The organism is Inquilinus sp. NPDC058860 (assembly GCF_042743185.1).
GTDB lineage: Bacteria > Pseudomonadota > Alphaproteobacteria > DSM-16000 > Inquilinaceae > Inquilinus.
The window spans coordinates 18476-38091 of the sequence record NZ_JBHYMS010000067.1; the positions used below are offsets into that span (position 1 = coordinate 18476).

Genomic DNA, 19616 nt, shown 5'->3' on the forward strand with positions numbered 1-19616 from the left:
ATGGACAGTGAGGAGACGCGACATGAACCGCCCGCTGGACTCGTCCGACCGGATGATGCTCGAAACCGCCTCGTCCCCGGGGCTGCCGGTCGCGATCATCGGTGCCGGCCCGGTCGGCCTGGCCGCCGCGGTCCATCTGCTCGGCCACGGCCTCGAACCGGTGATCCTGGAGGCCGGCGCACAGGTCGGCACCGCGGTGCGTGACTGGGGCCATGTGCCGATGTTCTCGCCCTGGGGCTACAGCACCGACCGGACGGCGGTGGCGCTGCTGCAGCGGCAGGGCTGGACGCACCCGGACGAGGCCGGCTATCCGACGGGCCTCGATCTGGCCGAACGCTATCTCGACCCGCTGGCGGCGACGCCGGAGATCGTTGGCCGTCTGCGTCTCGAGACCCGTGTCACCGGCATCACCCGCGCCGGCCATGGCAAGATCCGCACCGCCGGGCGGGGCGATCGGCCCTTCGAGGTCCGGTACGTCGATGGCAGCGGGCAGGAGGGCCGGATTTTCGCGCGGGCGGTGATCGACGCCTCGGGCACCTGGTCCTCGCCGAACCCGGCCGGCGCCGGCGGCCTGCCGGCGATCGGCGAGCGCGCCGCGGCAACGCGCATCCGCTACGGCATGCCCGACGTGCTCGGCCGAGAGCGTGATCGTTATGCCGGGCGCCGCGTCCTCGTCCTCGGCAGCGGCCATTCCGCCACCGGCACGCTGCTCGACCTGGCCGATCTGACCCGGCAGGTGCCGGGCACAAGCATCGTCTGGGCCTTCCGCAACACCGACCGGGCGAAGCTGTTCGGCGGCGGCGAGGCCGACCAACTGCCGCGCCGCGGCGCCCTCGGCCTGCGGCTGCGGGCGCTGGCGGAGACCGGTGCCTATGAGATCGTCGCGCCTTTCGCGGTGGACGCGATCGAGACGACGCCCGACGGCGGCCTGCGCGTCCTCGGCGACCGGGATGGCGCCGTGCACGCCATCGCGGCCGATGAGATGGTGGTGGCGACCGGCCTGCGGCCGGACCTGTCGATCCTCGGCGAGCTGCGGGTCGACCTCGACCCCGCGCTCGACTGCCCGCGGGCGCTGGCGCCGCTGATCGATCCCAACGAGCACAGCTGCGGCACCGTCCGCCCGCATGGCGCGGCCGAGTTGGCGCAGCCGGAGCCCGGCCTGTTCATCATCGGCATGAAGGCCTATGGCCGGGCCCCGACCTTCCTGCTGGCCACCGGCTACGAGCAGGCCCGATCCGTCGCGGCCCATCTCGCCGGCGATCACGAGGCGGCACGGCGGGTCGAGCTGGTGCTGCCGGAGACCGGCGTCTGCAATGGCCCCGGCCGGCGGCAGGCGGAGGCGGCGACCTGCTGCGGTCCCGCCGCGCAGGCCGCTCCCGCCACTGCATCGGCCTGCTGCTGAGCGACGGGGAAAAGATCATGGCTGAAGCGACCGGTGCGGCCGGTCCGGTCTCCGGGTGGTGGCTCCTCGGGGTCGTCGCCGGGCTCGGGCTGACCCAGATCATCGGCTACGGCACGCTGTATTACAGCTTCAGCATCCTCGCCGCCGGGATGGCCGCCGACATCGGCTGGTCGCAGGATGCCGTCTACGGCGCCTTCTCGGCGGCGCTCCTGGCCGGGGCGCTGATCGGCCCGCGCTGCGGCCGCTGGGTCGACCGGCACGGCGCCGGCCGGATCATGGCCCTGGGCTCGGTCGCCGCGGCGGCCGCGCTCGTCGGCTGCGCCATGGCTCCCGGGCCGCTGACCCTCGTCCTGGGGCTGGTCGCGATCCAGCTGGCCGCGTCCTTCGTCCTCTACGAGGTGGCCTTCCCGGCCCTGGTCCAGGTCGTCGGCTTCGGTGCCCAGCGCAGCATCACTCACCTGACCCTGATCGCCGGCTTCGCCTCGACCCTGTTCTGGCCGGCCACCGCCGCGCTGCAGGACCACCTGACCTGGCGCGAGGTCTATCTCGTCTTCGCCGCGCTGCATCTGCTCCTGTGCCTGCCGATCCATCTCTGGCTGCGAAGCCTGGCCAGGACGGCCGTCCCGGCGGCGCATCCGGCCGCCGCCGCGGTCTCCGAGGACGGGGGAGGGCGGCATCGGGACCACCGCGCCCTCCTGGTGCTGACCACGATCGGCTTCTCGCTCGCCGGCTTCGTCTCCTCGGCCGTGCTGGTGCACATGGTCCCGCTGCTCGGAGCGCTCGGCCTCGGCGCCGGCAGCCTGCTGGTCGGCAGCCTGTTCGGCCCGGCCCAGGTGCTGAGCCGGTTCCTGACCATGACGGCCGGCCGCCGCGCCAGCCCGGCCGGCCTCGCGATCGTCGCCGCCGGCCTGCCACCTCTGGCGCTCGGGTTGCTGCTGCTCGGCGCACCCGCCCTGGCGGCGGCGATCGGCTTCGCGATCCTGTTCGGGCTGGGGTCCGGGCTGAACAGCATCGTGCGCGGCACGGTGCCGCTCGCGCTGTTCGGGCGGTCGGGCTATGCCGAGCGGCTCGGTTGGATCTCCAGCGTCGTGCACGTTGCCTCCGCCCTGGCGCCCTTCCTGTTCGCCGCCATGCTGGAGCGGCTGGGACCAGCCCCGGCCCTCTGGCTGACGGCCGGCCTCGGCGGCCTCGGCGGGCTCGCCTTCCTGGAGATCCGGCGGCTGAGCAACCGCGTACCTCCAGCTGCTGCAGGTGATGCGGTGCAGACGGCCGGGTCGAACGGCGCGTCAGGGTTTCGGCGCGCCGCCCTTACGGCCTGCCTGCACCGCCGATGACGACAAGGGATGGCGCGACGTCCCTGATCGGTGCCGCCGCGCCGGAATTCGCCATCGGTCCCGTCCGGTCGGATCCGTCAGACGGATCCGGGAGGTATGGTCCACGGGGGCGGAGTCGAACCACCACAGCGCGAGCGGGGCGTTTACAGCGCCTTGCCTTCACCGATAGGCGAGCCCGTGGGCCGCGGAAGGCTGGCGGAACGTCGGGGAGTCGGGCCTGCGGCAGCGCCCGTCGCGAACAAGGACGAGCAGCGAACTCCCGCTGGGGCTGACTTCAACTACGGCTTGGAAAACCGACGCACGACCGCTCTGCCACCCTTCCGATCAGAAGGTGGACGATTCGCATGGATATCGCAGAGCGTGGGTCATGCGCGCCGTATAGCACAGGACCCGTCCGGTGGGAATGCCGGCACCCACCTGCTACCGAGCGACGTTACCGGAAAACGCGGCACGGGATTGCTCTTGGCCCAGGTCTGAGCGAAACAACGGTCGGACGCCGAACGGGAGCGCCCAATGCACGATACTGCCTATGAGCATGGCCGGTTGTTTTTCGAGCTGTATTGGGATCCGGCTTTTTCGGACGTCGTCGAGCTCGGCAGCCAGAACGTCAACGGATCGCTGCGGGACCATTGCCCGGCCGGCGCCCGATATGTCGGCATGGACATGGCGCCCGCGAACGGGGTCGATCTGGTCGTCACCCCGGGCGAGCCGTTTCCGCTCGCCGATGAATCTGTCGATGTCGCCGTGACCAGTTCCGCCTTCGAGCACGATGTGTGCTTCTGGGAGACGTTCCTGGACCTGATCCGCCTGCTGCGGCCCGGCGGGCTGCTGTATGTCAATGCGCCGAGCAACCATGCCTTCCACCGCTATCCGGTCGATTGCTGGCGCTTCTATCCTGATGCCGGAGTGGCTCTGGTGGCCTGGGCGGCCCGTCGCGGCAAAGCCGTCGAGCTGGTCGAATCCTTCGTCGCGGCGCCACGCGACGAAGGTTGGGCGGATTTCGTGGCGGTGTTTCGCAAACCCTCGGCTCGTCCCTTGGCCCGGCGTGGGCGCATCGCCGACCGCGGCCACGCCATGAACATCCATGACGGCGCCCGTCGGACCGGCCCGGAGATCGAGAAGGAACGGGCGGCGACCTTCGACATGCTGGCCGCGGCAGATCTGGCCGCGCGGCTCGCGCAAGCAGAGGCGGCGACGCGCGAAGCCGAGGGCGGGATCGCAGAGCAGCGCGCGGAGAATTCGGCTCTGCGGGAGAAGATTGCGGCCCTGGCGGCCCGGCTCGGTGCGCGGGAGGCCGAACTCGCGGACCTGTCCGAAGCGCGCCGGCGGTTGGAGAAGGAACTGGGAAAGATCCGGGCCAGCGCGTCCTGGCGGATGACGGCGCCGGTGCGCAGCGTTTCGGCACTGCTGAAGGGCAGGCGATAGGCGCGCAAGGCCGGCTCAGCCGCCGAGGGACACCCAGATGATCGCGAACAGGGTCAGGCCGATAGCGACCGAGGCGATCGGCAGCAGCGCCATGACGAGGGCGGCGCGGGACGCGGTCGTCTCGGTGTGGCTGCGGAACCGCCCGCGCAGGAAATGCCACGGCGACAGCCTCTCCCCCTGCGAATCGTGGCGGGAGATCCGCTGCGCGCCGAAGCCGAGCAGGCCGACTATGGTCGAGAACACGGCGGCGACGGCGAGCGCGAGGCCGAGATAGCCGTGGATGCCGAAGCCGATCGCGGCCACCAGGAACCAGGCCAGGCAGCCGATGAGGATCTTGTAGAAGGCCGACGGGAACCAGTCCCAGGTCGGCCGGTCGCGGTCGATGTGATGCCTTCTCTCTCGCATGGCGGCCTCCCCGGAATCCTCGGAGTCGCTGGCAGAGATCGAAGGTGACGTTGGTTCTGCGATGCCGCGAGGACAGGGGACGCGGCGATCTGCCGCCGCCTGGAAACGAAACGGCCCCGCCGAAGCGGGGCCGTCGAACGACGAAAGGACCGGCCGGTCAGACGAACTGGACCGTGACGATCTCGTAGCTCTTGGAGCCGCCGGGGGTGGTGACCTCGACCTGGTCGCCCTCGGCCTTGCCGATCAGCGAACGCGCCAAGGGTGCTGTGATCGACAGGCGGCCTTCCTTGATGTCGGATTCGTCCTGGCCGACGATCTGGTAGGTGATCTCTTCCTCGGTGTCCTCATCCGCCAGCGTCACGGTGGCGCCGAACTTGACGGTGTCGCCCGACAGCTTGGAGGTGTCGATGATCTCGGCCCGGCTGATCCGGTCCTCGAGTTCCATCACCCGGCCTTCGATGAAGCTCTGGCGCTCGCGCGCCGCGTGGTATTCCGCGTTTTCGGACAGGTCACCATGCTCACGCGCCTCCGCGATCGCCTTGATCACCTCGGGCCGCGCCACGCTCTTCAGATGCTTCAACTCTTCCTGCAGGCGGTTGTATCCCCCCGCGGTCATCGGCACCTTTTCCATCGCGCTCCAGTCCCAAAAAGCCAAAAAGCGTTGCGCCCGGCGTCCAGGACGCCGGCCTCCAGACCTGCTCGTATCCCTGCCCCCGGTGCTACCGCGCCGAACCTAGGTAGGATTGCAGCGGGGCGACTTCAAGCGCCCCGGCCTTCAGCGCGGCGATCGCCTCCACAGTCGCGCGCGCCCCGGCCACGGTCGTCGAGTAGGGAATGTTATTGACCAGCGCGGCGCGGCGCAAGCCGAAGCTGTCGCGCACCGTCTGGGCACCGTCCGTGGTGTTGAACACCAGCTGGACCTCGCCGTTCAGGATGGCGTCGACGATGTGCGGCTGGCCTTCCATCACCTTGTTGATGCGCCGGACCTTGAGGCCGCCTTCCTCCAGAGCCCTGGCGGTGCCGGTCGAGGCCAGGATCTCGAAGCCCAGCTCGGCGATGCGCCGGGCGACGGCGAGGATCGCCGGCTTGTCCCGGTCCTTGACCGAGACGAAGACGGTGCCGGACAGCGGCACCTTCTGGTTGGCGCCCAACTGGCTCTTGGCGAAGGCGCGGCCGAAGTCGCGGTCCAGGCCCATGACCTCGCCGGTCGACTTCATCTCCGGCCCCAGGATGACGTCGACGCCGGGGAAACGGTTGAACGGGAACACCGCCTCCTTCACCGCCGTGTACGGCGGGGTCGGGCCGGTCAGGGTGAAGTCGGCCAGCTTTTCGCCGGCCATCACCCGGGCGGCGATCTTGGCGATCGGCGTGCCGGTCGCCTTGGCCACGAAGGGCACGGTGCGGCTGGCGCGCGGATTGACCTCGATGACGTAGACCTCGTTGTCCTTGACCGCGAACTGGGTGTTCATCAGGCCGATGACGCCGAGCCCGTCGGCCAGCATCCGGGTCTGGCGCTCGATCTCCTGGACCACGGCGGCGGACAGGGAATAGGGCGGCAGGGCGCAGGCGCTGTCGCCGGAATGGATCCCGGCCTCCTCGATATGCTCCATGATGCCGGCGACATAGACTTCGGTGCCGTCGCGCACCGCGTCGACATCGACCTCGATCGCGTCCTGCAGGTAGCGGTCGATCAGCACGGGGTTGCGGCCGGAGACCTTGACCGCCGTGGTGATGTAGCGGCGGAAACCCTGCAGGTCGTGCACGATCTCCATGCCGCGGCCGCCCAGCACGTAGGACGGGCGCATCAGGCAGGGGAAGCCGACCTCCTGCACGATCGCCTCAGCCTCCTCGACCGAATGGGCGATGCCGCTCTTCGGCTGGCGCAGGCCCAGCTTGTCCAAGAGGTCGCGGAAGCGCTCGCGATCCTCGGCCAGGTCGATCGCGTCCTTCGGCGTGCCCAGGATCGGGATGCCGGCCGCCTCCAGGTCATGTGCCAGCTTCAGCGGGGTCTGGCCGCCGAACTGGACGATCACGCCCTTGACCGTGCCGCGCTCCTGCTCGACCCGGATCAGCTCGATCACGTCCTCGGCCGTCAATGGCTCGAAATACAGCCGGTCCGAGGTGTCGTAGTCGGTCGACACCGTCTCCGGGTTGCAGTTGACCATGATGGTCTCGTAGCCGGCCTCCTTCAGCGCGTAGGCGGCATGGACGCAGCAATAGTCGAACTCGATGCCCTGGCCGATCCGGTTCGGGCCGCCGCCGAGGATGACGATCTTCTCGCGGTCGGTCGGGTCGGATTCGCACTCGCCCTCATCGAAGCCGGCCTCGTGCGTCGAATACATGTAGGGCGTGGCCGAGGCGAATTCGCCGGCGCAGGTGTCGATCCGCTTGTAGACCGGCATCACCCCCAGGCCGCGGCGGGCCGAGGCGGCCTCGGCCTCGCTGACATCCGCCAGCTTCGCCAGCCGGGCGTCGGAGAAGCCGAGGCGCTTCAGCCGGGCGAAGCCCTGCGCATCCTCGGGCAGGCCGTAGCGCCGCACCTCCTCCTCCGCCGCGACGATCCGCTCGATCTCGCGCAGGAACCAAGGGTCGAACTTGCAGGCGGCGCGGATCTCCTCGACCCCGAGGCCGAGGCGCATCGCCTGGGCGATCACCAGCAGCCGGTCATGGGTCGGGCGGGCCAGCGCGGCGCGGATCACCTGGCTGTCCGGCGCGTCCATGGCGACGCCCGGGATCTCGACCTCGTCCAGGCCGGACAGGCCGGTCTCCATCGACCGCAGCGCCTTCTGCAGCGCCTCGGGGAAGCTGCGGCCGATCGACATCGCCTCGCCGACCGACTTCATGCTGGTGGTCAGGGTCGGCTCGGCGCCCGGGAACTTCTCGAAGGTGAAGCGCGGCATCTTGACGACGACATAGTCGATCGTCGGCTCGAAGCTGGCCGGGGTCACCTTGGTGATGTCGTTGGACAGCTCGTCGAGCGTGTAGCCGACCGCCAGCTTGGCCGCGACCTTGGCGATCGGGAAGCCGGTCGCCTTGGAGGCGAGGGCGGAGGACCGGCTGACCCGCGGGTTCATCTCGATCACGACCATGCGGCCGGTGTCGGGGTCGACCGCGAACTGCACGTTCGACCCGCCGGTGTCGACGCCGATCGCGCGCAGGACCGCGATCGAGGCATCGCGCATCCGCTGGTATTCCTTGTCGGTCAGCGTCAGGGCCGGGGCCACGGTGACGCTGTCGCCGGTGTGGATGCCCATCGGATCGATGTTCTCGATCGAGCAGATGATGATGCAGTTGTCCGCGCGGTCGCGGACCACCTCCATCTCGTACTCCTTCCAGCCGAGGACGGATTCCTCGATCAGCACCTCGCGGGTCGGGCTGGCGGCGAGGCCGGAGCGGACGATCTCCTCGAACTCGACCCGGTTGTAGGCGATGCCGCCGCCGGTGCCGCCGAGGGTGAAGGACGGGCGGATGATCGCCGGCAGGCCGACGGCGGGCAGCGCGTCGATCGCCTCGGACAGGGAATGCACCACCGCGCTCTTCGGCGATTCCAGCCCGATCTCGTCCATGGTCTCGCGGAACTTGGCCCGGTCCTCGGCCTTCTCGATGCTGTCCCGCTTGGCCCCGATCAGCTCGATTCCCAGCCGCGCCAGCGTGCCGTTCTCGGCCAGCGCCATGGCGGTGTTCAGCGCCGTCTGCCCGCCCATGGTCGGCAACAGCGCGTCCGGCCTCTCCGCCTCCAGGATGCGGGCCACGAACTCGGGCGTGATCGGCTCGATATAGGTCGCGTCCGCCAGCTCCGGATCGGTCATGATCGTCGCCGGGTTGGAATTGACAAGGATGACGCGGTAGCCCTCCTGCTTCAGCGCCTTGCAGGCCTGGGCGCCGGAATAGTCGAACTCGCAGGCCTGGCCGATGACGATCGGTCCGGCGCCGATGATGCAGATCGAGCGGATGTCGGTGCGCTTGGGCATGGGGCGGCCTGCTGGGTACGGGGGCACGCTCCCGAAGGAGCGCGCTCTTATAAGGAAGGAACGCGCGCGGGGAAAGCCCCGGGGCGACCGCATGGCGCAGGGCAGGGGCGACCTGTCGTCATCCGGACCCTGGCGAAAGCGGCCCCGGCGCCCCATTTCCTGCGCATCATCGGGCTGGAGGGCGGCATGGCGAAACCGGCGCAGGCGGCGCCCGTTGGCATCCGGGGGGCCATGGAGCGGGAGGAGCGGGACGGCCTGTCCTACGTCTTCTACGGCCGCGTCCTGGTGCTGGCGCTGCTGGCCCTCTACGTCGTGCTGACCATCCCGGTCGGACGGTCGGTGGCCTATCTCGGCGTGATGGCGGCCTTCCTCGTGCTCGGCCTGATCCCCTATCTGCTGCAGCGCCGCGGCAGCATCGGCGTCTGGGGCGTCGGCGCCTTCCTGGTGCTGGACGCGGCGGTGCTGACCTTCGTCATGGTGGCGCCGAACCCGCTGTTCAGCTCCGACCTGCCGGTCCAGTTCACCCAGCGCATCCCGAACTTCCTGTTTCTCCTCCTGTTCCTGTGCGGCGTGGCGCTGAGCTATTCGCCCAAGCTGGTGCTGCTGGTCGGCGGGGCCCTGACGGTCTCCTGGTCGCTCGGCTTCGCCTGGCTGGCGACGCGGCCCGACAGCATCGTCACCAGCGCCAACGACGTGGTCGACGGTCCGAACCCGGACGTCGTGCGCATCGCGATGTCGCTCGACCCGCACGCCGTCAGCAGCACGCTGTGGATGATCCAGACCGTCGTCCTGGTGCTGATGACGCTGGTGCTGGCGCTCGCCGTGTGGAGGTCGCGCCGGCTGGTCGGGCGGGCGGCGCGGATGGAGGCGGCCAAGGCATCGCTGTCGCGCTACTTCTCGCCCAACCTGGTCGGCCGGCTGGCCGCCTCGGCGGCGCCGCTCGGCGAGATCCAGCGCCAGCCGGCGGTGATCCTGTTCGTCGACATCGTCGGCTTCTCCGGCCAGGCCGAGGGGCTGGCGCCGGAGCGGGTGGTGGCGCTGCTGCGCAGCTTCCATCGCCGCATGGCGCAGCAGGTCTTCGACCATGAGGGCACGATCGACAAGTATATCGGCGACTGCGTCATGGCGACCTTCGGCACGCCGCAGCCCGGCCCGCGCGACGCCTCCAACGCGCTCAGCTGCGCCCGGGACATGTGCGCCGAGGTGGAGCGCTGGAACGCCAAGCGGCAGGCGCGCGGTGCGGTGCCGGTCGAGGTCGGCATCGGCCTGCACTACGGGCTGGTGGTGATGGGCAATATCGGCGATGAGCGGCGCCTCGAATTCGGCGTGGTCGGCGACACCGTCAACGTGGCCAGCCGGCTGGAACGGCTGAGCCGCCGCCTGGCCGCCCGGGTGGTGGCCAGCGACGCCGCGGTGTCCCAGGCCGGCCGCGAAGGCTGCCCGCAGGAGGTGCTGGCCGCCTTCGGCCCGGCCGGCGAGGCGGAGATCCGCGGCCGGCAGGGCGCGCTGGCGATCTGGACGCTGGCCGGCGCGGTGCCTCAGGATCAAATGGCGATCGCGGAATAGGAGGCATGGAATGACCGGCACAGACGGGCTGCGCCGCCGGTCGGCGGGCGAGACCACGGTGGCGCTGCCGTCCGGCGCCGCCATGCCGGTCCTGGGGCAGGGCACCTGGGGCATGGGCGAGGACCGGCGCGAGGCCGATGAGGAGGCGGCGGCGCTGGCTGCGGGCCTCGACCTCGGCCTGACCCTGATCGACACCGCCGAGATGTATGGCGAGGGCGGGGCCGAGGAGGTGGTCGGCCAAGCGATCCGCGGCCGCCGCGACGGCGTGTTCCTGGTCAGCAAGGTCTATCCGCACAATGCCGGCCGCACCGCCGCGATCGAGGCCTGCGAGCGCAGCCTGCGCCGGCTCGGCACCGACCGGATCGACCTGTACCTGCTGCACTGGCAGGGCCGCGCGCCCTATGCCGAGACCATCGAGGCGTTCGAGCGGCTGCGGCAGGACGGCAAGGCGGTCGACTGGGGCGTCAGCAATTTCGACCTCGACGACATGCAGGCCTGGACCGGCGAGGCGGAAGGCGGGCGCACGGCGACCAACCAGGTCTGCTACAGCCTGTCCGCCCGCGGCATCGAATGGGACCTGCTGCCTTGGTGCCAGGACCGCGGGCTGCCGGTGATGGCCTATTCGCCGCTCGGCCAGGGCCGGCTGCTCGGCAATCCCGCCCTCGGCGGCGTCGCCCGCCGGCACGGCGTGGCGCCGGCCACCGTGGCGCTGGCCTGGCTGCTGACCCGGCAGGGCGTCGTCGCCATCCCGAAGTCCAGCCGGGTCGAGCGGCTGCGCGACCACCGCAAGGCGCTGGACATCGTCCTCGACGAGGCCGATCTGACGGCGCTGGGCCAAGCCTTCCCGCCGCCACGGCGGAAGATGCCGCTCGCCATCCTCTGAGCGCCGAGGGCGGATTCCCGCTCCTTTCCGGCGAACAAGCCAGTCCGGTTCATTCCCGAGCCGGTATCTGCTCGTCCATATTCATCTACTGATAATTGAGCGTCGAATGGGAATTGCAAGTCTAAGCTAAATCAGATTGTGACTTCATTGTGATCTCTTCGTGTCCGAAAAGGAATTCGGCGGCTCGACAGCACGGGTTTTTGATGTAAGCTTCTGGGTACTGCTCGGGAGGACGACGGAATCTTCAGTGTAGGGCGTGAAGTGTGGGAGCCGGCTGTTTCCCCAGGGAGCATCGCCGGTTGATGGAAGAGGGATCAGCCCTATGTTGTCTCGTATGAAGCGTGTTCTCGTGGCCGCTTCCGCGGCTCTGCTGCTCGGCGCTTCCGGCGCCGCCATCGCCCAGGACCGGGCGCCCGCGCCCGTGGCCGCGCCGGCGGTGTGGCACGGGGATGCGACTCTCGACACCAAGGTGGACTGGCGCGACCATCGCAGCTGGCGCGACCGCCGCGACTGGCGGCGCGATCATCGCGACTGGCGCCGGGACTGGCGCCACGACCGGCGGGACTGGTACCGCGACAGCTGGCGCCGGGACCGGTGGCACCGCGACGGCTGGCGCTGGCGTGACGATCGTCGCCCCTACCGGTACGACTGGCGCTACTGACCGCGCCACGATCCGAGGATGATGAAGGCCGGCACCCGCGGGTGCCGGCCTTTTTCATGCGCGGAACCGGACCGGATCCGGCAGGGGCGGTTCGGCCGGGCCTTCGGGCGGCACCTCCGGCGGCGGCTGGCCCGGCTCGTTCGGCGGCGTGTCCGGCCGCGGGGTGGGCATCGGCGGGCGGGTGGGGTCGTCGGGGGGTGGCTTGGGATCGCTCATCGTCGCGGCCTCGCATCTGCGGGGTTGGCAGTCTTCCTGGTCAATTGCCCGCCGCGGTCCCCGGTTCCGGGGAACCCGGGGTCCGTCCGGGCCATTGCCTGGAAGAGACCACCATTGTGGGAGAGCGACGATGCAGGCCCAGGCAGCCCGCGATCTCAGCACGCGCGAGACCGAGCGGCTGATCGCCAGCGACAAGGTCGAGAACACCCCGGTGCGGCGGCCGAACGGCGACCGGATCGGCACCATCCAGCGGGTGATGATCGACAAGCGCACCGGCCGCGTCGCCTATGCGGTGATGACCTTCGGCGGCTTCCTCGGGATGGGCGAGGACTACTACGCCCTGCCGTGGTCGATGCTGACCTACAACGAGGCGCTCGACGCCTACGAGCTGGACATCACCGAGGATCAGCTGCGCGGCGCCCCGGCCCATGAGGCCGGCGACAGCTTCGACTGGGACGACCGGCAATGGGCGCGGCAGGTGCACGACTACTACCGCGTGCCGCCTTATTGGCTGTAGCGGCGGAACCAGGCTGGGAAGACTTGGGGCGGCCCCGCGGCCGCCCCTTTTTTGTGTCCGTCAGAACACCCACCAGAGCAGGATGATGCCGAAGGCCACGACCACGAGGCCCATCGAGGCGTGCAGCACCCAGCGCATGCGGCCGCTGGTCTCGCCCTGGCGGGCCTCGGTCTTGTTGAGCGTCGGCGGGCGCCCCTGGGGGTTGTCCTCCGGCATGTCGCCTCCTCGCTGCGGTGCCCCTGGTGAAAAGGCAACGGCGGGGCGGGGAGGCCGGTTCCGGGCTACGCCGTCGGCGGATCGACCGGATCGGGGTTGGTCAGCGCCGTCAGCACGTGGTCGCGCCAGGCGCCGCCGATGAACAGATAGTCCTTGGCGTAGCCCTCGCGGACGAAGCCCAGGCGCTGCAGCAGCGCCGCGCTGCGGGCGTTCTCCGGCAGGTGGTTGGCCATCAGCCGGTGCAGGCTCAAGGGGCCGAAGGCATAGGAAATCGTCATCTCCAGCGCCTCGCGCATCAGGCCCTGGCCCTGCTGCGCCGCGGCCATGTGGTAGCCCAGCGTCGCGGCCTGGAAGGCGCCGCGCGCCAGCATGTTCAGGTTCAGCTGCCCGACGATGCCGGCCTCCGGCCGGTCGATCCGGCGCAGCACCAGCCGCACGGCCCGGTCCTCGAGGAACAGCTCCGCCGCCTCGGCACCCCAGCGGCGCCAATGGGCCTCGGTGCGCCAGGCGGCGCTGCGCGGCGGCATCCAGGGGCCGAGATGGTCCCATTCCCGGTCGTGGAAGATGGCGAGATCCGCGCCGTCGGCCGGCCCGGCCAAGCTCAGGAAGACCCTGGGGCCGAGCAGGCGCGGCGGCTCACGCTGCGGCATCAGCGCTTGTGCGCGTCGATCAGGTCGACGAAGCGCTGGAACAGGTAGTGGCTGTCCTGCGGCCCGGGGCTGGCCTCGGGGTGGTACTGCACCGAGAACACCGGCCGGTCCTTCAGCCGCAGCCCTTCGTTCGAGCCGTCGAACAGGCTGACATGGGTGACCTCGACCGAATCCGGCAGGCTCTCCGCCAGCACCTGGAAGCCGTGGTTCTGGCTGGTGATCTCGACCTTGCCGGTGGTCAGGTCCTTGACCGGGTGGTTGGCGCCGCGGTGGCCGCGCGCCATCTTGCCGGTGGTCCCGCCCAGCGCCAGGGCCAGCATCTGGTGGCCGAGGCAGATGCCGAACATCGGCAGGCCGGTGTCGAGCAGCGCCTTGATCGTCGGCACGGCGTATGTGCCGGTCGCCGCCGGGTCGCCCGGGCCGTTGGCCAGGAACACCCCGTCCGGCTTGTGGCTCAGCACGTCCTCGGCGGTCGCCGTCGCCGGCACCACGGTGACCTCGCAGCCGGTCGAGGCCAGGCAGCGCAGGATGTTGCGCTTGGCACCGAAATCGATCGCCACGACCTTCCGTTTCGGGGCCTCCAGCGTGCCGTAGCCGGTGCCTTGCTCCCAGCGCGTCTGGTCCCAGCGATAGGTCTGGGTGCAGGACACCTCCTTCGCCAGGTCCATGCCCTCCAGCCCCGGCCAGGCCTGGGCCTCGGCCAGCGCCGCGGCGATGTCGAAGGCGCCGTCGGGGGCGTGGATCACCACCCCGGTCGGGGCGCCGGCGTCGCGGATGCGGCGGGTCAGGGCGCGGGTGTCGACCCCGGCGATGCCGATCAGGCCGAAGGATTGCAGCCAGTCGTCGAAGTCGCGCACGGCGCGCCAGCTCGACGGCTCGGTGATGTCGTCGCGCAGCACCAGGCCGCGCGCCGCGGTGGTCCCGGTCTCGACGTCCTCCGGGTTGGCGCCGACATTGCCGATATGCGGAAAGGTGAAGGTGACGATCTGCCCGGCATAGGACGGATCGGTCATGATCTCCTGGTAGCCGGTCATCGAGGTGTTGAAGCAGACCTCGCCGATCGCCCGGCCGGCGGCGCCGATGCCTCGGCCCCAAAGCACCGTGCCGTCGGCGAGCACGAGCGCCGCAGTGGCGCCGGGGGGCGGAGCGGTGTGGGACATGGCAACCTCGGGGTCTGAATTTCCAGGCATAAAGCACGGACGGCGGCGAGATTCCAGCCCCTCTTGCCCGCGCCGGCGGAATGGCCGCCCCGTTCTCTTGCCTATGTCGGCCGAATGGCCGACATTCGCGCCGCTTCTGTCAGGAGGATCCGACCATGCTGCGCGCCCAGTTCACCGACACGCTGAAAGAGGCGATGAAGGCCAAGGACGAGCGCACGCTCTCGACCGTGCGGATGATCATCGCCACGCTCAAGACCAAGGACATCGACGCCCGCGGCAAGGGCAACATGGACGGCATCCCGGACGAAGAGATCCTGTCGATGCTGCAGACCATGGTGAAGCAGCGGCGCGAGAGCATCGCCCTCTACCAGCAGGGCAACCGGCAGGACCTGGCCGACAAGGAGCAGGCCGAGATCGCGGTGATCGAGCGCTGGCTGCCCCAGGCGATGGACGAGGCCGAGACCGCGGCGGCGATCGGCACCGTCATCAAGGATCTCGGCGCCGCCGGCATGAAGGACATGGGCAAGGTGATGGCCGAGCTGAAGACCCGCTACGCCGGCCGGATGGACTTCTCCAAGGTCTCGGCCGCGGTGAAGGCGCAACTGGGCTGAGCCGGGTGGTTTGTCGACCGGAAGACGCTTATATTGAGCCTATGAGAAAGCCGGCGCCCATCCAGATTCCGGACGATCCCGAGACCGCCGCCAAACGTGCGGCGATCCGGGAGGGCATTGCCTCTGCCGATGCAGGGCGGATGGTTCCCCATGAGGAGGTACGGCGCTGGCTGCTCTCCTGGGGGACCGGCAAGCGGTTGCCGAAGCCTGAGTGCAAGTAGCCTGGACGCTTGAAGCGCTGGCTGACCTTGACCGGGTGGTGACCTATGTCGAGGCGGTCAATCCCTGGGCCGCGTCGCGTCTCGCGGTCCAGTTGATTGCAGCCGCTGACAGCCTGGAACGACTGCCGAGACGTGGGCGCCCGGGGTTGGAGTTTGCCACGCGGGAACTCGTCGTCATGCCCTATGTGATCGTGTATCGGGTGACCGGACAGGTCGAAATCCTGCGTATCTGGCACGGGGCTCAGAACCGCTGAGCCCGTGGCAGGAATCGCGTTAATCTAATCTCTTCTTGCCCGATAGAACCCCTGCATGTCCCTTCCTCCCGGCTTCCTCGAAGAGCTGCGCACCCGCCTCCAGGTGTCCGACGTGGTCGGCAAGCGGGTGCCGCTGCAGCGCAGCACCAAGGGCGAGTTCAAGGCCTGCTGCCCGTTCCATAAGGAGAAGACGCCGAGCTTCACGGTCAACGACCAGAAGGGCTTCTTCTACTGCTTCGGCTGCGGCGCCACCGGCGACGTCATCAGCTTCGTGATGCAGCACGACCGCCTGTCCTTCATGGAGGCGATCGAGACGCTGGCGTCCCAGGCCGGGCTGGAGGTGCCGAAGGCCGCGCCGGAGGACCGGGCCCGGTTCGAGCGGCAGAAGACGCTGTACGACGTGGTCGAATCCGCCTGCGCCCTCTTCGAGGCCGAGCTGCGCGGCCCCGGCGGCCGGGCGGCGCGCGACTACCTCAAGGGCCGCGGCCTGGACGGCGACACCGTCTCGCGCTTCCGCCTCGGCTTCGCGCCCACCGATAGCGGCAAGCTGATCAAGCATCTGCGCGGCCAGGGCTTCCAGGATGCGATGATCGAGGAGGTCGGGCTGGCCCGCCGGCCGGATGACGGGCGCGACCTCTATTCCTTCTTTCGCAACCGGGTGATCTTCCCGGTCGCCGACCGCCGTGGCCGTATCGTCGCCTTCGGCGGCCGGATCATGGAGGGGGACGGGCCGAAATACATCAACAGCCCGGACAACCCGCTGTTCCACAAGGGGAGCCTGCTCTACGGCATGTCCCGCGCCCGGCAGGCGGCGTCGCAGGGCCAGACCGTGATCGTGGCCGAAGGCTACATGGACGTGATCGCCCTGGTCCGCGCCGGTTTCGAGGCGGCGGTGGCGCCGCTCGGCACCGCCCTGACCGAGGAGCAGATCGTCGAGCTGTGGAAGATGGCGCCGGTGCCGGTGCTGTGCTTCGACGGCGACGAGGCCGGGCGGCGCGCCGCGTGGCGGGCGATGGACCGGATCCTGCCGCAGCTGAAGCCCGACCATTCCGCCCGCATCGCCTTCCTGCCGCAGGGCGAGGACCCGGACAGCCTGATCCGCGGCTCCGGCGGCGGCGCGGCCATGCAGGCGGTGCTGGAAAGCGCGCTGCCGCTGGTCCGGGTGCTGTTCGACCGCCAGACCACGATGCACCGGCTGGAGACGCCGGAGGGGCGGGCGGGCCTGCGCGCCGGCGTCGAGGCCCAGGCCCGGCGGATCGCCGACCCGGCGGTGCAGGGCCAGTATCTGGCCGAGCTGCGGGCCCGGTTCGAGGAGGCGTTCCCCTGGCGGCCGAAGCGGCAGGAGTGGCGGCCGGGCGGCAAGCCGCCGGCACCGGCCGGGCCCAAGCCGCAATCGATCCGCGACGAGCAGGACGACCGCCTGGCGATCTGCGTCCTCTTGTGCCTTCTCGCCGCACATCCCGGCCTCGGCGAAGAGGTCGGCGAAGGCTTCGCCATGATCGAGATCCCCGATTCGGGCCTCGATTCGCTGCGCCAGTCCCTGCTGGCGCGACTCGGCGATTCGCACAGCCACGACTCGGGCGGACTTGATTCGCAGCCGGCCCGGCCCTACCTGACTATTCCCGAAGCCGATGGATTGCCGCCGGCGTTGGTGGACCGCATTCGGAAGAAATGGCCCTTCACCCGGCCGGAAGCCCCTCTGGAGGAGGCGCGAGCCGGCTGGGCCATGGTCATGAGCCATCTCGAGCTGCGCGCCTTGCGGCGCGAGCTCGCAGATGCGGCGCGGGAGATGGACAGGCAAGGCACGGAGGCCGCGCTGGAACGCTGGCGCGGGCTGCATCAGGAGATCGTGCGTCGGCAGGCGGTGCCGGGCGGGTTCTGACCCGGCGGCCGGGATGAAGGTGATGCCGCGGTGCGGCGGGGCAGGTATGATTCGAGTCGTGCCCCTTCCTTGCGCGCGGAAGCTTAGGTATGAGAGCCAACTTCGGGTCACTCCCGACGGCGGCGGGTGAAGGGGCACGGGTGCAGATGGCAACCAAGACAGCGACGGCGGCGGGCGAGGCCGAGACGCGCGAGGACAGCGCGGACGGCGCCATGATGGACGTCACCGTCCAGGCGGTGAAGAAGCTCATCGCCAAGGGCAAGGAGCGCGGCTACGTCACCATCGACGAGCTGAATGCCGCCCTGCCGCCGGACCTGACCTCGTCCGAGCAGATCGAGGACGTGACCTCGAACCTGTCCGAGATGGGCATCAACGTCGTCGAGAACGAGGAGTCGGACGACACCGCGGCCGCCGGCGCAGATGCCGACGGCGAGGGCCGCAATGCCGGCAACCTCGACGACGACGATGTCGGCCGCACCGACGACCCCGTGCGCATGTATCTGCGCGAGATGGGATCGGTCGAGCTCTTGTCGCGCGAGGGCGAGATCGCCATCGCCAAGCGCATCGAGGCCGGCCGGGAGATGATGATCGGCGGCATCTGCGAGAGCCCGCTGACCATCCGCGCGATGATCGAGTGGCATTCCGCCCTGAAGGACGGGAAGATGCTGCTGCGCGACATCATCGACCTCGACGCCACCTACGGCGCCAGCCCGGAGGGCGAGGCGCTGGCCATGACCGAAGGCGAGAGCGAGGCCGAAGAGGAGGCCGAGGCCGAGCCGGAGGGCGAAGGCGAAGCCGCGTCCGGCGGGTCGGGCGATGACGATGACGGCGGCATCTCCCTCTCCGCCATGGAGGAGGCGCTGAAGCCGCAGGTGCTCGAGACCTTCGAGGCGATCGAGCAGACCTACCAGAAGATGCACAAGCTGCAGGAGCAGCGCCTGACCCATATCCAGAAGGGCGAGGCGATCTCCAAGCAGGCCGATTCGAAGTACGACAAGCTGAAGGAGGACATGGTCCGCCTGATGGACGGCGTGCACCTCAACAATGTCCGGATCGAGCAGCTGGTCGAGCAGCTCTACGCCCAGAACCGCAAGCTGATGGGCCTGGAAGGCCAGTTGATGCGCCTGGTCGTCGAGGGCGGGGTCAGCCGCGAATCCTTCCTGCAGAACTATTTCGGCCATGAGCTCGACCCGAACTGGATCGAGCGGGTGCGCGGCCTGGACAAGAAGTGGGCCAAGTTCGCCGAGAAGAACAGCACCTCGGCCCAGCGGGTGCGCGGCCAGATCAGCCAGATCTCGGACGAGGTCGGCTTGCCGATCTCGGAGTACCGCCGCATCGTCTCGACCGTGCAGAAGGGCGAGAAGGAGGCCGGGCGCGCCAAGAAGGAGATGGTCGAGGCCAATCTCCGCCTGGTGATCTCGATCGCCAAGAAGTACACCAACCGCGGGCTGCAGTTCCTGGACCTGATCCAGGAGGGCAACATCGGGCTGATGAAGGCGGTCGACAAGTTCGAGTACCGCCGCGGCTACAAGTTCTCGACCTATGCCACCTGGTGGATCCGGCAGGCGATCACCCGCTCGATCGCCGACCAGGCGCGGACCATCCGCATCCCGGTGCACATGATCGAGACGATCAACAAGCTGGTCCGCACCAGCCGGCAGATGCTGCACGAGATCGGCCGCGAGCCGACCCCGGAGGAGCTGGCCGAGCGCCTGCTGATGCCGCTGGAGAAGGTGCGCAAGGTCCTCAAAATTGCCAAGGAGCCGATCAGCCTCGAGACGCCGATCGGCGACGAGGAGGACAGCCATCTCGGCGACTTCATCGAGGACAAGAACGCGGTCCAGCCGCTGGACGCCGCGATCCAGGCCAATCTGCGCGAGACCACCACGCGCGTCCTGGCCTCGCTGACGCCGCGCGAGGAGCGGGTGCTGCGCATGCGCTTCGGCATCGGCATGAACACCGACCACACGCTGGAGGAGGTCGGCCAGCAGTTCTCGGTGACGCGCGAGCGCATCCGGCAGATCGAGGCGAAAGCGCTGCGCAAGCTGAAGCACCCGAGCCGCAGCCGCAAGCTGCGCAGCTTCCTGGATACCTGAACGAACCGACAGTTGAGTCTCGGAACGGGCAGCCTTCGGGTTGCCCGTTTTCGTGTGCGCCAGGCATGGCGCGAGGTGCGAGAGCACCGAGAGCCGGGAGTGGTGCCCCGGTTTGTGACTTGGAGGTGAGAGTCCTCTGCGGGCCT

At 69.6% G+C, this 19616-nt stretch carries 18 protein-coding genes and 1 tRNA gene; 11 read left to right on the plus strand and 8 right to left on the minus strand.

All coding sequences use genetic code 11. The features are described from left to right. Window positions 1-22 precede the first annotated feature (22 nt). A complete protein-coding gene (locus ACFW16_RS31060) occupies window positions 23-1402 on the plus strand; it encodes an NAD(P)-binding domain-containing protein (protein WP_380312581.1) in 1380 nt (459 codons plus the stop codon). A gap of 17 nt (window positions 1403-1419) precedes the next feature. Next, complete coding sequence (gene arsK, locus ACFW16_RS31065) at window positions 1420-2736, plus strand: arsenite efflux MFS transporter ArsK (RefSeq protein ID WP_380312584.1); 1317 nt, start codon at window positions 1420-1422, stop codon at window positions 2734-2736. Window positions 2737-2833: 97 nt separating this feature from the next. Here the strand turns inward: arsK and ACFW16_RS31070 are convergent. Then, window positions 2834-2917 (minus strand) — tRNA-Tyr (locus tag ACFW16_RS31070). 332 nt (window positions 2918-3249) lie between these two features. Between ACFW16_RS31070 and ACFW16_RS31075 the strand changes: the two genes are divergently transcribed. Further along, window positions 3250-4161, plus strand: a complete 912-nt coding sequence (locus ACFW16_RS31075) for a methyltransferase domain-containing protein (RefSeq protein ID WP_380312586.1) — start codon at window positions 3250-3252, stop codon at window positions 4159-4161. Window positions 4162-4176: 15 nt separating this feature from the next. On the opposite strand, the gene ACFW16_RS31080 is transcribed toward ACFW16_RS31075, so the two are convergent. The 3 genes from ACFW16_RS31080 to carB all read right to left on the minus strand — a co-directional run bounded on the left by ACFW16_RS31080 (window position 4177) and on the right by carB (window position 8537). Next, window positions 4177-4566, minus strand: coding sequence for a hypothetical protein (locus ACFW16_RS31080; RefSeq protein WP_380312587.1), 390 nt, complete (start codon window positions 4564-4566; stop codon window positions 4177-4179). A gap of 157 nt (window positions 4567-4723) precedes the next feature. Beyond that, entirely contained in the window at window positions 4724-5197 is a 474-nt protein-coding gene (gene greA, locus ACFW16_RS31085; protein ID WP_380312589.1) for a transcription elongation factor GreA, read from the minus strand. Window positions 5198-5285: 88 nt separating this feature from the next. Further along, a complete protein-coding gene (gene carB / locus ACFW16_RS31090; protein ID WP_380312591.1) occupies window positions 5286-8537 on the minus strand; it encodes a carbamoyl-phosphate synthase large subunit in 3252 nt (1083 codons plus the stop codon). A 186-nt stretch (window positions 8538-8723) separates the two neighbouring features. Here carB and ACFW16_RS31095 point away from each other — a divergent pair, with 186 nt between their 5' ends. From ACFW16_RS31095 to ACFW16_RS31105, 3 genes are all read left to right on the plus strand, one after another. After that, window positions 8724-10103, plus strand: coding sequence for an adenylate/guanylate cyclase domain-containing protein (locus tag ACFW16_RS31095; protein ID WP_380312594.1), 1380 nt, complete (start codon window positions 8724-8726; stop codon window positions 10101-10103). A 10-nt stretch (window positions 10104-10113) separates the two neighbouring features. After that, window positions 10114-10986 carry an aldo/keto reductase gene (locus tag ACFW16_RS31100; protein WP_380312596.1) on the plus strand — a complete coding sequence of 291 codons (873 nt, stop codon included), beginning with the start codon at window positions 10114-10116 and terminating at the stop codon, window positions 10984-10986. A gap of 334 nt (window positions 10987-11320) precedes the next feature. Next, a complete protein-coding gene (locus tag ACFW16_RS31105) occupies window positions 11321-11647 on the plus strand; it encodes a hypothetical protein (protein WP_380312598.1) in 327 nt (108 codons plus the stop codon). Between the two features lie 54 nt (window positions 11648-11701). Here ACFW16_RS31105 and ACFW16_RS31110 read toward each other — a convergent pair whose 3' ends face one another. After that, window positions 11702-11863, minus strand: coding sequence for a hypothetical protein (locus ACFW16_RS31110; RefSeq protein ID WP_380312601.1), 162 nt, complete (start codon window positions 11861-11863; stop codon window positions 11702-11704). Window positions 11864-11993: 130 nt separating this feature from the next. Between ACFW16_RS31110 and ACFW16_RS31115 the strand changes: the two genes are divergently transcribed. Continuing rightward, on the plus strand, window positions 11994-12380 hold the full coding sequence (locus tag ACFW16_RS31115) for a PRC-barrel domain-containing protein (protein WP_380312603.1): 387 nt from the start codon (window positions 11994-11996) through the stop codon (window positions 12378-12380). Between the two features lie 60 nt (window positions 12381-12440). Here ACFW16_RS31115 and ACFW16_RS31120 read toward each other — a convergent pair whose 3' ends face one another. From ACFW16_RS31120 to carA, 3 genes are all read right to left on the minus strand, one after another. Beyond that, on the minus strand, window positions 12441-12596 hold the full coding sequence (locus tag ACFW16_RS31120) for a hypothetical protein (protein WP_380312605.1): 156 nt from the start codon (window positions 12594-12596) through the stop codon (window positions 12441-12443). A 65-nt stretch (window positions 12597-12661) separates the two neighbouring features. Further along, on the minus strand, window positions 12662-13246 hold the full coding sequence (locus tag ACFW16_RS31125) for a GNAT family N-acetyltransferase (protein WP_380312608.1): 585 nt from the start codon (window positions 13244-13246) through the stop codon (window positions 12662-12664). Then, window positions 13246-14436, minus strand: a complete 1191-nt coding sequence (carA, locus tag ACFW16_RS31130) for a glutamine-hydrolyzing carbamoyl-phosphate synthase small subunit (protein ID WP_380312610.1) — start codon at window positions 14434-14436, stop codon at window positions 13246-13248. Before carA ends, ACFW16_RS31125 begins: the two co-directional genes overlap by 1 nt. A 125-nt stretch (window positions 14437-14561) precedes the next feature. On the opposite strand from carA, the gene ACFW16_RS31135 reads away from it, so the two are divergent. The 4 genes from ACFW16_RS31135 (at window position 14562) to rpoD (ending at window position 19470) form a co-directional block, all read left to right on the plus strand. Then, window positions 14562-15017 carry a GatB/YqeY domain-containing protein gene (locus ACFW16_RS31135; RefSeq protein WP_380312612.1) on the plus strand — a complete coding sequence of 152 codons (456 nt, stop codon included), beginning with the start codon at window positions 14562-14564 and terminating at the stop codon, window positions 15015-15017. 211 nt (window positions 15018-15228) lie between these two features. Further along, entirely contained in the window at window positions 15229-15492 is a 264-nt protein-coding gene (locus ACFW16_RS31140) for a type II toxin-antitoxin system RelE/ParE family toxin (RefSeq protein WP_380312614.1), read from the plus strand. Window positions 15493-15547: 55 nt separating this feature from the next. Beyond that, entirely contained in the window at window positions 15548-17374 is a 1827-nt protein-coding gene (gene dnaG / locus ACFW16_RS31145) for a DNA primase (RefSeq protein WP_380312616.1), read from the plus strand. A 146-nt stretch (window positions 17375-17520) separates the two neighbouring features. Beyond that, on the plus strand, window positions 17521-19470 hold the full coding sequence (rpoD, locus tag ACFW16_RS31150; protein WP_380312618.1) for an RNA polymerase sigma factor RpoD: 1950 nt from the start codon (window positions 17521-17523) through the stop codon (window positions 19468-19470). Window positions 19471-19616 lie beyond the last annotated feature (146 nt).